This is a genomic window from Streptococcus suis YS161, from assembly GCF_002760245.1.
GTDB lineage: Bacteria > Bacillota > Bacilli > Lactobacillales > Streptococcaceae > Streptococcus > Streptococcus suis_I.
Genome location: NZ_ASCA01000059.1, coordinates 97,400 through 111,111, shown reverse-complemented (window position 1 = coordinate 111,111; position 13,712 = coordinate 97,400). Strand labels below are relative to the sequence as shown.

The 13,712-nt window shown below is 41.6% G+C and carries 16 protein-coding genes; 15 read left to right on the top strand and 1 reads right to left on the bottom strand.

The window, feature by feature from the left end; genetic code table 11:
• Positions 1-117: 117 nt before the first annotated feature.
• The 15 genes from SST111_RS08390 to lepA all read left to right on the top strand — a co-directional run bounded on the left by SST111_RS08390 (position 118) and on the right by lepA (position 13,280).
• Complete coding sequence (locus SST111_RS08390) at positions 118-492, top strand: DUF1149 family protein (RefSeq protein WP_002934959.1); 375 nt, start codon at positions 118-120, stop codon at positions 490-492.
• 1 nt (position 493) lies between these two features.
• Positions 494-1,345, top strand: a complete 852-nt coding sequence (locus SST111_RS08385) for a DegV family protein (protein WP_099810642.1) — start codon at positions 494-496, stop codon at positions 1,343-1,345.
• Between the two features lie 8 nt (positions 1,346-1,353).
• On the top strand, positions 1,354-2,121 hold the full coding sequence (gene dapB / locus SST111_RS08380; protein WP_099810640.1) for a 4-hydroxy-tetrahydrodipicolinate reductase: 768 nt from the start codon (positions 1,354-1,356) through the stop codon (positions 2,119-2,121).
• On the top strand, positions 2,118-3,329 hold the full coding sequence (locus SST111_RS08375; RefSeq protein ID WP_099810638.1) for a CCA tRNA nucleotidyltransferase: 1,212 nt from the start codon (positions 2,118-2,120) through the stop codon (positions 3,327-3,329). Before dapB ends, SST111_RS08375 begins: the two co-directional genes overlap by 4 nt.
• Complete coding sequence (locus SST111_RS08370; RefSeq protein WP_099810636.1) at positions 3,322-5,190, top strand: ABC-F family ATP-binding cassette domain-containing protein; 1,869 nt, start codon at positions 3,322-3,324, stop codon at positions 5,188-5,190. The genes SST111_RS08375 and SST111_RS08370 overlap by 8 nt, the downstream gene beginning before the upstream one ends.
• Positions 5,191-5,526: a hypothetical protein gene (locus SST111_RS08365; protein WP_099810634.1), complete on the top strand. Its 336-nt coding sequence runs from the start codon at positions 5,191-5,193 to the stop codon at positions 5,524-5,526.
• 91 nt (positions 5,527-5,617) lie between these two features.
• Positions 5,618-6,577: an ROK family glucokinase gene (locus SST111_RS08360; RefSeq protein ID WP_099810632.1), complete on the top strand. Its 960-nt coding sequence runs from the start codon at positions 5,618-5,620 to the stop codon at positions 6,575-6,577.
• A gap of 125 nt (positions 6,578-6,702) precedes the next feature.
• Positions 6,703-6,981 (top strand): hypothetical protein, encoded by a 279-nt coding sequence (locus SST111_RS08355; RefSeq protein ID WP_002934968.1) that lies wholly within the window; start codon positions 6,703-6,705, stop codon positions 6,979-6,981.
• A gap of 11 nt (positions 6,982-6,992) precedes the next feature.
• Entirely contained in the window at positions 6,993-7,295 is a 303-nt protein-coding gene (locus SST111_RS08350) for a hypothetical protein (RefSeq protein ID WP_044682390.1), read from the top strand.
• 52 nt (positions 7,296-7,347) lie between these two features.
• Positions 7,348-8,187: a thymidylate synthase gene (locus SST111_RS08345; protein ID WP_099810630.1), complete on the top strand. Its 840-nt coding sequence runs from the start codon at positions 7,348-7,350 to the stop codon at positions 8,185-8,187.
• Positions 8,188-8,337: 150 nt separating this feature from the next.
• Positions 8,338-8,850, top strand: a complete 513-nt coding sequence (locus SST111_RS08340) for a dihydrofolate reductase (protein ID WP_099810628.1) — start codon at positions 8,338-8,340, stop codon at positions 8,848-8,850.
• A gap of 197 nt (positions 8,851-9,047) precedes the next feature.
• Positions 9,048-10,274 (top strand): ATP-dependent Clp protease ATP-binding subunit ClpX, encoded by a 1,227-nt coding sequence (gene clpX, locus SST111_RS08330; protein WP_002943186.1) that lies wholly within the window; start codon positions 9,048-9,050, stop codon positions 10,272-10,274.
• 54 nt (positions 10,275-10,328) lie between these two features.
• Entirely contained in the window at positions 10,329-10,916 is a 588-nt protein-coding gene (gene yihA, locus SST111_RS08325; protein WP_014638915.1) for a ribosome biogenesis GTP-binding protein YihA/YsxC, read from the top strand.
• A gap of 22 nt (positions 10,917-10,938) precedes the next feature.
• A complete protein-coding gene (ndk, locus tag SST111_RS08320; RefSeq protein ID WP_024406327.1) occupies positions 10,939-11,352 on the top strand; it encodes a nucleoside-diphosphate kinase in 414 nt (137 codons plus the stop codon).
• A gap of 95 nt (positions 11,353-11,447) precedes the next feature.
• Positions 11,448-13,280, top strand: coding sequence for a translation elongation factor 4 (lepA, locus tag SST111_RS08315; protein ID WP_099810626.1), 1,833 nt, complete (start codon positions 11,448-11,450; stop codon positions 13,278-13,280).
• 50 nt (positions 13,281-13,330) lie between these two features.
• Here lepA and SST111_RS08310 read toward each other — a convergent pair whose 3' ends face one another.
• A complete protein-coding gene (locus tag SST111_RS08310; RefSeq protein WP_044681621.1) occupies positions 13,331-13,513 on the bottom strand; it encodes a 4-oxalocrotonate tautomerase in 183 nt (60 codons plus the stop codon).
• Between the last annotated feature and the right edge of the window lie 199 nt (positions 13,514-13,712).

Genomic DNA, 13,712 nt, shown 5'->3' with positions numbered 1-13,712 from the left:
ATATACAAAATGGGAAGAAATTGAAAGATAATATTTTCGGTTTCTTCCTTTTATTTTTTAAATCTTCAATACATTATGGTATAATATGCATAATATTGATTATAGGAGAAGTTAGAAATGGAAATCATTCGCGATAAAGAATTTGTCAATCAGTATCATTTTGATGCCCGCAATCACGCGTGGGAAAAAGAGAACGGAATTCCGGAAACAAAATTGAAAGTTGACTTTCAATTGATTGAGCAAAATCGTGCAGAAAATCGAACATCGATGATTACCATTTTGCGCTTTATGATTGTACTAGATCATTTTGTGATTTCAGGTGCCATGAGTCAGGCCGTTCACTTACCAAATCGATTGGTAGAAGAACCAACTGAATTTACTGATGAGGAAAAACGTGTTTTGGTAGAGCCTCTTTTGGACATTTTAAAACGAATGACTTATGAGGTTACTGAAATCGCCTTTGATGCACCAGGAGTGAATTTGGAGTTTTAATATGAAATTAGCAGTTATAACTGACTCATCGGCTGTTTTGAATGTCCGAAGTATTGAGCGGGATGACCTGTTTGTCCTAAGTATTCCAGTCAGCATCGATGGGGAAAATTATATTGAAGGGCAAAATTTGACGGTTGAAGAGTTTTATCAAAAAATGGCTTCATCGAAAGAATTACCTAAAACAAGTCAACCAAGTTTGATGGAATTGGAAGAAATTCTTAGAGGCTTGAAAGATAAAGGCTATACACACGCACTTGGCTTATTCTTGTCATCAGGTATTTCAGGTTTTTATCAAAATATTCAATATTTAGCTGATGAATTTGAAGGATTAACCGTTGCCTTTCCAGATACCAAAATCACATCGGCTCCTTTAGGCATGATGGTAGAAAATGTTCTCAAATGGGCTGACTCTGGACTTAGTTTTGAAGAAATTTTAGGTAAGCTGGACCAAGAAATTGGGAAGACAACAGCCTTCATCATGGTTGATGACCTCAATCATTTGGTAAAAGGTGGTCGCTTGTCCAATGGTGCAGCCTTGTTAGGCAATCTCTTGAGTATCAAGCCGATTCTATACTTTACAGATGAAGGTAAGATTGAAGTTTATGAAAAAGTTCGGACAGAGAAGAAGGCTATTAAACGGTTAATCGAAATTCTCCAAGAACAAACGACCGAAGGAAAGTATCAGATTGCTATCATACATGCCAACGCTCCTGAAAAAGCTGATAACTTTAAACAGCAATTGGAAGAAGCAGGAGTGGGAAGTGATTTGCCAATCGTATCATTTGGCTCGGTCATTGGTACGCACTTGGGAGAAGGGGCAGTGGCCTTTGGTATTTCTCCCATTATTGAATAGGAGTTTGCATGACAATTAAGGTAATTATCGCAGGATTTAAAGGGAAAATGGGCTCAACGGCTGTTGAGATGGTCAAAGGCGACGCAGAACTTAGTCTGGCTGCCTTGGTGGACCCATTTGCGACAGAAACAGAAGTGGACGGTGTTCCTGTTTTCAAGACCAAAGAAGAAGTTGCTAGCTTAGACGCAGATGTATGGGTGGATTTTACAACACCAAAATTTGCCTATGAAAACACTCGTTTTGCCTTGGAAAACGGCTTTGCACCTGTGGTTGGTACAACGGGCTTTACCCCAGAAGAAATCGAAGAATTGACAGCCTTGTCTGCTGAGAAAGGCTTGGGCGGCTTGATTGCTCCTAACTTTGCAATTGGGGCTATCTTGCTCATGCAGTTCGCAGCCCAGGCAGCCAAGTATTTCCCAAATCTTGAAATTATCGAATTGCACCACGATAAGAAGAAGGATGCACCGAGCGGAACGGCTGTCAAAACGGCCGAACTCATTTCCCGAGTCCGTCAGTCACAGACTCAAGGTGCAGCGGATGAAGAAGAACTGATTGCTGGCGTTCGCGGTGCAGAATTTGATGGCTTCCGTATCCACTCAGTACGCTTGCCAGGCCTTGTTGCCCATCAGGAAGTGATTTTTGGGGCACAGGGTGAAGGCTTGACCATTCGTCATGACTCTTACGATCGTATTTCCTTTATGGGCGGTGTCAACCTCGGCATTAAAGAGGTAGTCAAACGCTCACAACTCGTTTATGGTTTGGAACACTTATTATGAAATTAAACAATCTGCCTTCTGAGTTTCAGGAGGCTTTGCCGATTTTAGAGAAAATTAAAGCAGCTGGCTTTGAGGCTTACTTTGTTGGTGGCTCCGTGCGGGATGCCATTTTGGGCAGACCTATTCATGATGTCGACATTGCCTCTTCCAGCTACCCTCAGGAAACGAAACAAATCTTTTCACGGACTATTGATGTCGGAATTGAACACGGTACGGTGTTAGTATTAGAGGGGAAAAAGGAGTATGAAATTACCACCTTTCGGACAGAGGAGGAGTATGTCGACTTCCGTAGGCCGAGTCAGGTTTCTTTTGTGCGTTCCTTAGAAGAGGATCTCAAACGTCGCGACTTCACAGTCAATGCCTTTGCTCTGGATGAAGACGCACAGATTGTTGATCTCTTTGATGGGATGACTGACTTAGAAAACAGCACCCTACGGGCTGTAGGCATCCCGGCTGAACGTTTCAACGAAGATGCCCTCCGTATCATGCGAGGTTTTCGTTTTGCTGCGACCTTGGACTTTGAAATTGAGCCGACGACCTTCACAGCTATGGTTGAAACCGCACCGCTCTTGGAAAAAATCTCTGTGGAGCGCAGTTTTATCGAGTTTGATAAACTCTTGATGGCGGATTTTTGGCGAAAAGGCTTGCGTGCTATGATTGAGTCTAAGGCTTACAATTTCTTGCCTGATTTAGTTGGAAAAGGAGAACAGCTGGCTAGAATGCTGTCCAGTTTGGCAGAAGACTTCCAATTTTCAACTTCTGAACAAGCTTGGGCCATGCTCTTTGTCTGCCTAGGTATTGATAACATCAAATCCTTCCTGAAAAAATGGAAAACCAGCAATGATTTCCAACGCAGCGTGGTCAAGTTGGTAGAGATTTATCAGCTCCGCCAAGCAGGATCTGTTACCAAGCAAATCTGTTTCAAGTATGGCAAAGAATTCTTGTGCTTGGTAGAGGAACTCCGTCATGCACAAGGTTTGACTATAGATTTTGCAGCAATTGACAAGATTGACCAAGCCTTGACTATCCATGACAAGCATGAAATTGTTGTCAATGGTGGTCATCTGATGAAGGCATTTGACCTCAAACCAGGTCCAGTATTAGGAGAACTACTCAAAGAGGTGGAATTCCAGATTGTGGAAGGACAGCTGGAAAACGAAGAGCAAGCGATTATGACATTTGTGAAAGGAATTTTAGAGAATGAGTGATTTTATCGTTGAACACCTGACTAAATCTGTCGGAGATAAAACGGTCTTTGCAGATCTGTCTTTCATCATTCATCAGGGCGACCGAATCGGGATTATCGGGGTCAATGGTACAGGAAAGACGACTTTGTTGGATGTTCTGTCAGGTCGCATCGGTTTTGATGGAGACGTGTCGCCTTTTCGCACTAAAAATGCCTATAAAATCGCCTATCTGACCCAGGAACCTGATTTTGATGACAGTAAGACGGTTTTAGACACCGTCCTTTCATCTGACCTCCGTGAAACCCAGCTGATTCGTGAATACGAATTGCTCTTATCTCATTACGATGAAGCCAGTCAAGCAAGACTGGAGAAAGTCATGGCAGAGATGGATTCTCTCAATGCTTGGGAGATTGAAAGCCAGGTTAAAACAGTTCTTTCAAAACTAGGTCTAACAGACCTCAACAAAACTGTTGCTGAGTTATCAGGTGGCCTACGTAGAAGAGTGCAATTGGCTCAAGTCCTCCTTGGCAATGCTGACTTGCTCTTGCTGGATGAACCGACTAACCACCTGGACATTGATACCATTGAGTGGTTGACGACTTTTTTGAAAAATACTAAAAAGTCTGTTCTCTTTATTACCCACGATCGCTATTTCTTGGACAATGTAGCCACACGGATTTTTGAATTGGATCGCGCCAGCTTGACCGAATATCAGGGAAATTACCAGGATTATGTTCGCTTAAAAGCGGAGCAGGACGAGCGAGATGCCGCTCTTCGCCATAAGAAAGAGCAACTTTACAAGCAGGAGCTGGCTTGGATGCGTAGACAACCCCAAGCTCGTGCAACCAAGCAGCAGGCTCGCATCAATCGTTTCCATGACCTCAAAGGCGATTTAGCCAACAAGATAGACGATAGTGAACTGGAAATCAATTTTGAAACCTCTCGTATCGGTAAAAAAGTCATTAAATTTGAAAATGTCAGCTTTTCCTATCCTGACAAGCCCATTTTAAAAGACTTTAATCTGCTCATTCAAAACAAGGACCGCATCGGTATTGTTGGTGATAATGGTAAAGGAAAATCTACCTTACTCAATCTAATCGCAGGTGATTTGCAGGCAGACAGCGGTAAGGTAGATATTGGTGAAACCATCCGTATCGGTTATTTTTCTCAGACCATCAAGGGCTTGGACGAAAGCAAGCGGGTCATCAATTTCTTGCAGGAAGTGGCAGAAGAAGCTCAGACGACATCTGGTATGGTTTCTATTGCAGAACTCTTGGAGCAATTCCTCTTCCCACGTAATACCCACGGTACCTTGATTGAAAAGTTATCAGGTGGGGAGAAGAAGCGACTTTATTTGCTTAAGATTCTCTTGCAACGGCCCAATGTTCTCTTACTAGATGAGCCGACCAACGATTTGGATATAGCGACTCTGACAGTCTTGGAACATTTCTTGCAGGGCTTTACTGGTCCAGTCATTACCGTTAGTCACGACCGTTATTTCCTAGACAAGGTTGCGACCAAAATCCTCGCTTTTGAGGAGGGCGGTATTCAGACCTTCTTTGGCAACTACACGGACTATCTGGATGAAAAGACCTTTCTGGCTTCCAGCTCTGCTATTTCTTTGGAAAAACCAAAGGAGAAAATCGAGAAGGTCAGAGAGAACAAGAAGCGGATGTCCTATTTTGAGAAGCAGGAGTGGGCGACCATTGAGGAGGAGATTGCTGGTCTGGAGGAACGGATTGCGGCAATCGAGGCGGAAATGCTAACTTGTGGCAGTGACTTTACCCGCCTATCCGACTTGCAGAAAGAGTTGGATGAGAAAAATGAACAGCTCTTGGAAAAATATGAGCGGTATGAGTATCTGAGCGAGTTGGAGGGCTAGATGAAAGTTCTTGTCATGTCTTATATGGTCATCTATCTTTTGGTGACCTTGGGAGCGGCTTTGTTTAGCTATCTAAAGACCAAAAAAATGAATACATTGCGCTTGTTATTAACGGTCTTATCCATGCTCTTGCTGGCTGTCACGCTTTATTTTTACAGTCAGTCTTATCATGCTGTTCAGATGGTTGGATTTGCTATGGGCTTTACCTTTATCTCCACCCTCTTTCTCTACAATGGGACCAAGGAAGGTAGTAATTTTACAACAGTTATGCTCTTTTCCATTGGAAGGTTTATCTTACATATTCAATTTTTAATTTTGCTCTATCTTTTTAGATAGGGCATTTCTTATAAGTACAAATTTATGAAAAGGCTTTACGCAAACCTTTGCATTGTGATATAATAAAGAAAATACATTTGAGGTGATGATTATGTCTAAAAAAATTATCGGTATTGACTTGGGTGGTACATCTGTTAAGTTGGCAATTCTGACGACTGATGGTGAGATTCAAGAAAAATGGTCCATCAAGACAAATATTTTGGATGAAGGAAGTCACATTGTTCCTGATATTATTGAGAGTATTCAACATCGCTTTGAAACTCATGGTTTGACAAAGGATGATTTCTTGGGTGTTGGTATGGGGTCTCCTGGTGTGGTTGATAGCGAAGCTGGTACTGTTATCGGTGCCTATAACCTCAACTGGAAAACCTTGCAATTGGTTAAAGAGCAGTTTGAATCTGCCCTTGGTTTGCCATTCTTTATCGACAATGATGCCAACGTTGCAGCTCTTGGTGAGCAGTGGGTTGGTGCAGGAAACAACAATCCAAACGTTGTCTTTATGACGCTTGGTACAGGTGTCGGTGGCGGTGTCATCGCTGCTGGAAACTTGATTCGTGGTGTCAAAGGTGCTGGTGGTGAATTGGGCCATATCACAGTTGACTTTGATGAGCCATTTGCATGTACTTGTGGTAAGAAAGGTTGTCTAGAAACAGTTGCTTCTGCGACAGGTATTGTCAATCTCAGCCGTCGCTATGCTGATCAATACGCTGGCGATGCAAAACTGAAACAAATGATTGATGATGGCCAAGATGTAACGGCTAAGGATGTCTTTGATTTGGCAAAAGAAGGCGATGATTTGGCTTTGATTGTCTACCGTCACTTCTCAGAATACCTAGGTGTTGCTTGTGCAAACATTGCTGCAGTCCTCAATCCTGCCTACATCGTTCTGGGTGGCGGTGTATCAGCTGCAGGAGAGTTTTTATTGGATGGTGTTCGCAAGGTCTTTGCTGAAAATAGCTTCCCACAAATCAAGGAAAGTACACAAATTGTCTTGGCAACACGCGGTAATGATGCAGGTGTATTGGGCGCAGCATCACTCGTCTTGAAATAATCGTTCAAAGCAGAGTTCCCTCTGCTTTTTTAAAATCCGCCGTCACAATTTCTTTATATACATATATTGAAAAATGTAGTATTTAAGCGTACAATGAAAATGTAAAGAGAAAGGAGTGTCACCTTATGAAACAGGTAAATATGTCTAAAATAATCAACTATCTGACCATTCTTGGTTTATTGATTTTGTTATCTGCCTTTTTCCTTGATAACTGGATTCGTGACTGGTTTTTCCCGTCTAGCTGGGGAAACGTAGCAACCATGTTGATTCTCCCTCTACTGGGGACTCTAATTCTTATACTATCTATCTATTATAAAAAATTGTGGACTGGTTTGATTAGTATCTTCTTAATGATCTCATTTCCTCTGATATTCGGTATTGGCTACTTTATATTTGGCCCCTAGAAGGAGTAGTTATGAACCTGGCTTTACTAAAAAGATTAAATCTAGTTTTGTACGGTATTGCAATTTTTCTCATCGTCATGCTATTTTTACCAATAGGCCAATGGTTTGATATTGTAAATGTGAATTTTAAACTAACATTTTTCATCATTCCCTTTTTCGGTCTCGCTAGTTTACCAACGGCTATTTACACTAAAAATGTTCGTCAGATATTGTTGAGTGTTCTCTTGGTTGCCTTGTATTTTATATTGTTCAGCCTAATAACTGCCCTATCTGGTTTGTTCCACCTTAATTTTTATTCATTCTTTTTCAAATGAGAACTCCGGTGCAAAACTGGAGTTTTTTGCTAGAATTTGCTATACTAAGACCATGACTAAAGCAGATATTATTTTTAAAGAAAACATTCGTAAGATTATGGAAGAGGGCGTTTTTTCAGAAAATGCTCGCCCACGTTACAAGGATGGAAACGTTGCTAATTCCAAGTACATTACAGGTTCCTTTGCGGAGTATGACTTGGCCAAGGGCGAGTTTCCTATTACAACACTTAGACCTATTCCAATCAAATCAGCCATTAAAGAAATTCTCTGGATTTACCAAGATCAGACTAATGACTTGTCTGTTTTACAGGAAAAATACGGTGTCCAGTATTGGAATGATTGGGAAGTTGAGGGAACAGGCACAATCGGTGAACGTTACGGTGCTATTGTGAAAAAACATGACATCATTTCAAAAATCCTCAAGCAATTGGAAGAAAATCCATGGAACCGTCGCAATGTGATTTCTTTGTGGGATTATGAAGCATTTGACCAATCCGCGGGTCTTTTGCCATGTGCCTTTCAGACCATGTTCGATGTTCGTCGTGTGAATGGAGAAATTTATCTGGATGCAACTCTGACCCAACGGTCAAATGATATGTTGGTAGCCCATCATATCAACGCTATGCAGTATGTAGCCCTTCAGATGATGATTGCTAAACATTTTGGCTGGAAGGTTGGGAAGTTTTTCTATTTCATCAACAATCTTCACATCTATGACAATCAGTTTGAACAAGCTGAAGAATTACTCCGTCGCACACCATCTGAAGTTGAGCCACGTTTGGTCTTAAATGTTCCTGATGGTACCAATTTCTTTGATATTCGGGCAGAAGATTTTGAATTGGTGGATTACAATCCAGTTAAACCGCAGTTGAAGTTTGATTTAGCGATTTAAGTTAATAAACAGTGGTAAGTAGAATTTCGTCCATCAAGAATATATAAAATTGAGGAATTGGTTCTAGTTATAAAATTTGCGCTTGGCCTACTTGGTAAGTGCATTTTTCATGTTTTTTTGATAGAATGATAGGACGGAAAGTGAGAGAAAATGACTAAAAAGATTGTTGCCATTTGGGCTCAAGATGAAAATGGATTGATTGGAAAAGGTGATAGACTTCCTTGGTCATTGCCAGCTGACTTAGCTCATTTCAAAGAAACGACAACAGGTCACACGATGGTGATGGGACGTATAACCTTCGACGGCATGGGTAAACGTGCTCTTCCCAATCGTCACACCATCGTTTTGACAACGGATACAACCTATCAACTGGAGAGTGAACGTGTTACCATTTTACACAGTGTGGAAGATGTCCTAGATTGGTATAACAAACAGGAACAGACACTATTTGTGCTTGGTGGGGGACAAATTTTTACTGCCTTTGCACCTTACATTGAAACATTAATAGTGACAGATATTCATGGTCAATTTAATGGCGATGTGTACTTTCCGAAAGCATTTCCTATGGAGAAATTTCAGCTACAAAGCTCCAACTTACGTCCAAAAGACGAGAAAAACCCGTATGATTTTACAATAAAAACCTATGAAAGAAGAGATGGTTAGGCATGGAGAGAAGTTTATTCGGTTTATTTACAGCATTTCTCTGTGGGATTTGTGTACTTTGTGCGATTCAAGCCTTTCGGAAGAAACGTTTTGGTTTAGCAATTTTATTTTTACTGAATGCTTTTACCAATCTGGTTAATAGTATTCATGCCATTTATGGCTTTTTATTTAGATAAGAGATATGAAAGAGGAATTACATGGCTGTTAAGCATACACATGAGTTTATTTATTGCTCATTTTGCGGAAAAAATCAAGAAGAAGTTAAAAAAATTATCGCAGGGAACAATGTCTTCATTTGTAATGAGTGCGTGGAACTAGCACAGGAAATCATTCGTGAGGAACTGGCAGAAGAAGTTTTGACAGACTTGGCCGATACGCCAAAGCCACAAGAATTACTCAATATCCTGAACAACTACGTCATCGGACAGGATCGTGCAAAACGTGCTTTAGCAGTAGCCGTTTACAACCACTACAAACGTATCAATTTCCAAGATAGCCGTGATGAGAACGATGTTGATTTGCAAAAATCAAATATCCTCATGATTGGCCCGACTGGTTCTGGTAAGACTTTCTTGGCTCAAACCTTGGCCAAAAGTTTGAATGTACCATTCGCCATTGCAGATGCGACAGCACTAACTGAGGCTGGTTACGTTGGTGAAGACGTGGAAAATATCCTTCTCAAACTTTTGCAGGCTGCAGACTTTAACATCGACCGTGCAGAAAGAGGAATTATCTATGTGGATGAAATTGATAAGATTGCCAAAAAAGGTGAAAATGTGTCCATTACCCGCGATGTATCTGGTGAAGGTGTCCAGCAAGCTCTCCTAAAAATTATCGAGGGAACTGTGGCCAGCGTACCACCACAAGGCGGACGCAAACATCCAAACCAAGAAATGATTCACGTGGACACCAAAAATATCCTGTTTATCGTTGGCGGTGCATTTGATGGTATCGAAGAAATCGTCAAACAGCGTCTCGGTGAAAAAATCATCGGTTTTGGTCATAATAATCGTGCTATTGATGAAAAAGAATCATACATGCAACATATCATTGCAGACGATATTCAAAAATTCGGTATCATTCCAGAGTTGATTGGTCGCTTGCCTGTATTTGCAGCTTTGGACCAATTGACAACAGAGGATTTGGTACGCATTTTGACGGAACCGAAGAATGCTCTTGTAAAACAATACCAGACACTCTTGTCTTATGATGACGTCGAGCTTGACTTTGATGAGGACGCCTTGTTAGCAATTGCAGAAAAAGCAATTGAACGTAAGACTGGTGCTCGTGGACTTCGCTCCATCATTGAAGAAACGATGTTGGATGTCATGTTTGAGGTGCCAGGCCAAGATAACGTTAAACGTGTTCGTGTAACAAAAGCAGCAGTAGACGGTAAGGAAAAGCCTTTACTAGAAACTGCATAAAAAATAAAGGGTGGAAACTGATTGTTTTCTACCCTTATTTATGAAAGGTATAAAATGGAAATCAACACACATAATGCTGAGATTTTGCTCAGTGCTGTTTCAAAAGCCCAGTATCCGGGCGATGACATTCCAGAAATTGCCCTTGCCGGGCGATCTAACGTTGGAAAGTCCTCATTTATCAATACTCTTCTAGGAAGAAAAAATCTTGCACGTACGTCAGGAAAACCAGGAAAGACTCAACAACTCAATTTTTATAATATAGATGATAAAATTCGATTTGTAGATGTTCCAGGTTATGGCTATGCTAAAGTATCCAAAACGGAGCGCGCTAAGTGGGGCAAAATGATTGAAGAGTATTTGACGACACGAGAAAATCTACGTGTTGTGGTGAGTTTAGTAGACATGCGTCATGAGCCATCAGCAGATGATGTTCAAATGTATGATTTCTTGAAATATTATGAAATTCCTGTTATTATTGTGGCAACGAAGGCTGATAAAATCCCACGAGGAAAGTGGAATAAGCACGAATCGATGATTAAAAAGAAATTGGATTTTGATAAAAATGATCAATTCGTTATCTTTTCTTCTGAAACTCGTCACGGATACGATCAGGCATGGGATGCTATCTTAAGTAACATCTAATAAACTGTTCAGGAGAAAAATCATGGAACGTACTTTCTTCATCATCAAACCAGATGCTCTTAAGCGTGGACTTGCAGGACAAATTCTTTCACGTATCGAACGCAGGGGATTTCAAATCCGAGATTTAAAAATGGTTACAGCGACAGAAGAGCTAATCAGTCAACATTATGATCATTTGACAGATAAACCTTTCTTCCCGCAATTAGTACAATATATGACGAGCGGGCCGATGATAGCTGGCATTATAGAAGGGCCAGAAATTATCAAATCTTGGCGAGATATGATGGGAGCTACCAATCCAGTAAATGCCCTACCTGGGACTATTCGTGGAGATTTTGCGACAGCGCCCGTTGAGGGAATTGTGGCAAATGTCGTTCATGGCTCAGATAGTGCAGAAGCAGCCGAACGAGAGATCGGTCTTTGGCTGGGAAAATAGCAGAGCAGACACCTAGTTTTCTAGGTGTTTTTCTTATGGAAAATTATCACTAAATCTGATATAATGAGGAGTAATACCCTTGTAGAGGAAGAAACATGAATTTAGAAGATTTGAAAAAACGACAGGAGAAAATTCGTAATTTCTCCATTATTGCCCATATTGATCATGGAAAATCAACTCTGGCTGACCGCATTCTTGAGAAGACGGAAACAGTTTCCAGCCGTGAAATGCAAGCCCAGTTGCTGGATAGTATGGACTTAGAACGCGAGCGTGGTATCACAATTAAACTCAACGCAATCGAACTCAACTATACAGCTAAAGATGGAGAGACATACATTTTCCACTTGATTGACACGCCTGGACACGTGGACTTTACCTATGAGGTTTCACGTTCCCTAGCTGCCTGTGAAGGAGCAATCTTGGTGGTGGACGCGGCTCAAGGGATTGAAGCACAGACCTTGGCTAACGTTTATCTGGCCTTGGATAATGACTTGGAAATCTTGCCTATCATTAACAAGATTGACCTGCCAGCAGCGGATCCTGAACGTGTCCGTCAGGAAATCGAAGATGTGATTGGTTTGGATGCCTCAGAGGCCGTGCCAACATCTGCTAAGGCAGGTATTGGTATCGAAGAAATCTTGGAGCAAATCGTAGAGAAGGTTCCAGCACCGACAGGTGATGTGGCTGCTCCTTTACAAGCCTTGATTTTTGACTCTGTTTACGATTCTTATCGAGGCGTTATCTTGCAAGTTCGGATCGTCAATGGTGTGGTAAAACCAGGGGATACCATTCAAATGATGAGCAATGGCAAGACCTTTGATGTGACGGAAGTGGGGATTTTCACACCTAAAGCAATCGGTCGTGATTACTTGGCGACGGGTGATGTTGGTTACATTGCAGCCTCTATCAAGACGGTTGCAGATACCCGTGTCGGTGATACGGTGACCTTGGCTGAAAATCCTGCCAGCGAGCCACTAGCGGGCTACAAGCAGATGAACCCAATGGTCTTTGCCGGTATCTATCCGATTGATTCCAATAAGTATAATGACTTGCGTGAAGCTTTAGAAAAACTCCAGCTCAACGATGCCAGCTTGCAGTTTGAACCAGAAACATCGCAGGCACTCGGATTTGGTTTCCGATGTGGATTCTTGGGGCTCTTGCACATGGATGTTATCCAAGAACGAATTGAGCGTGAGTTCAACATTGACCTCATCATGACAGCTCCGTCGGTAGTTTACCATGTCAACATGACGGACGGAGAGTCTATTGATGTGGCCAACCCGTCAGAGTTCCCAGACCCAACTAAGATTGCCAACATTGAAGAACCTTACGTTAAAGCACAAATCATGGTACCGCAGGAATACGTCGGTGCAGTCATGGAATTGGCCCAACGCAAACGCGGTGACTTTGTGACTATGGATTACATCGATGATAATCGTGTCAATGTCATCTACCAAATTCCACTTGCGGAGATTGTTTTTGACTTCTTTGACAAACTCAAGTCTTCTACCCGTGGCTATGCCAGCTTTGACTATGAGATTTCGGAATACCGCTCATCCAAGTTGGTGAAAATGGACATTCTCCTCAATGGCGACAAGGTTGATGCCCTCAGCTTTATCGTCCACAAGGAATTTGCCTATGAACGTGGGAAAATTATCGTGGACAAACTCAAGAAAATCATTCCGCGTCAACAGTTTGAAGTACCAATCCAAGCAGCTATCGGTCAGAAAATTGTTGCCCGTAGCGACATCAAGGCTCTTCGGAAGAACGTTTTGGCCAAGTGTTATGGTGGTGACGTTTCCCGTAAACGCAAACTCCTAGAAAAGCAAAAAGCTGGTAAAAAACGGATGAAGGCCATCGGATCTGTCGAAGTTCCACAAGAAGCCTTCCTCAGCGTTCTCAGCATGGATGAAGACGATAAGAAATAAGATTTGATACAAAGAAACACTCTTGCATTTTGTTGCAAGAGTGTTTTCTCTTATTTACGTTTCATTTCACCTTGTGGGTAGTAGGTTCCTTCAGGCATATCGTTGATGAAAATGTGAATGGCTTCTTTGGGAGCATTGGTATTGCGGGATACCACTTCGGTAACTTCGCGGGCTAGGGCAATTTTTTGCTCCTCAGTGCGTCCTTCAAATAAATCAATTCGTACAAATGGCATATAGTCTCTCCTTTAGTTTTCTAGTTTCAGTATAGCACAATTCTTACCTGTTTTCTATAAGTAAACATTTGACAACGCTTACAGTTTTTGCTACTCTATACTTACACAGGAGGTAATGGCTTATGAACTATTTTTATCGTATGATTTTATCGTTCCTACTCGCTGGATTATTTTTATATCTAGTGGCAACTGTTTTTGC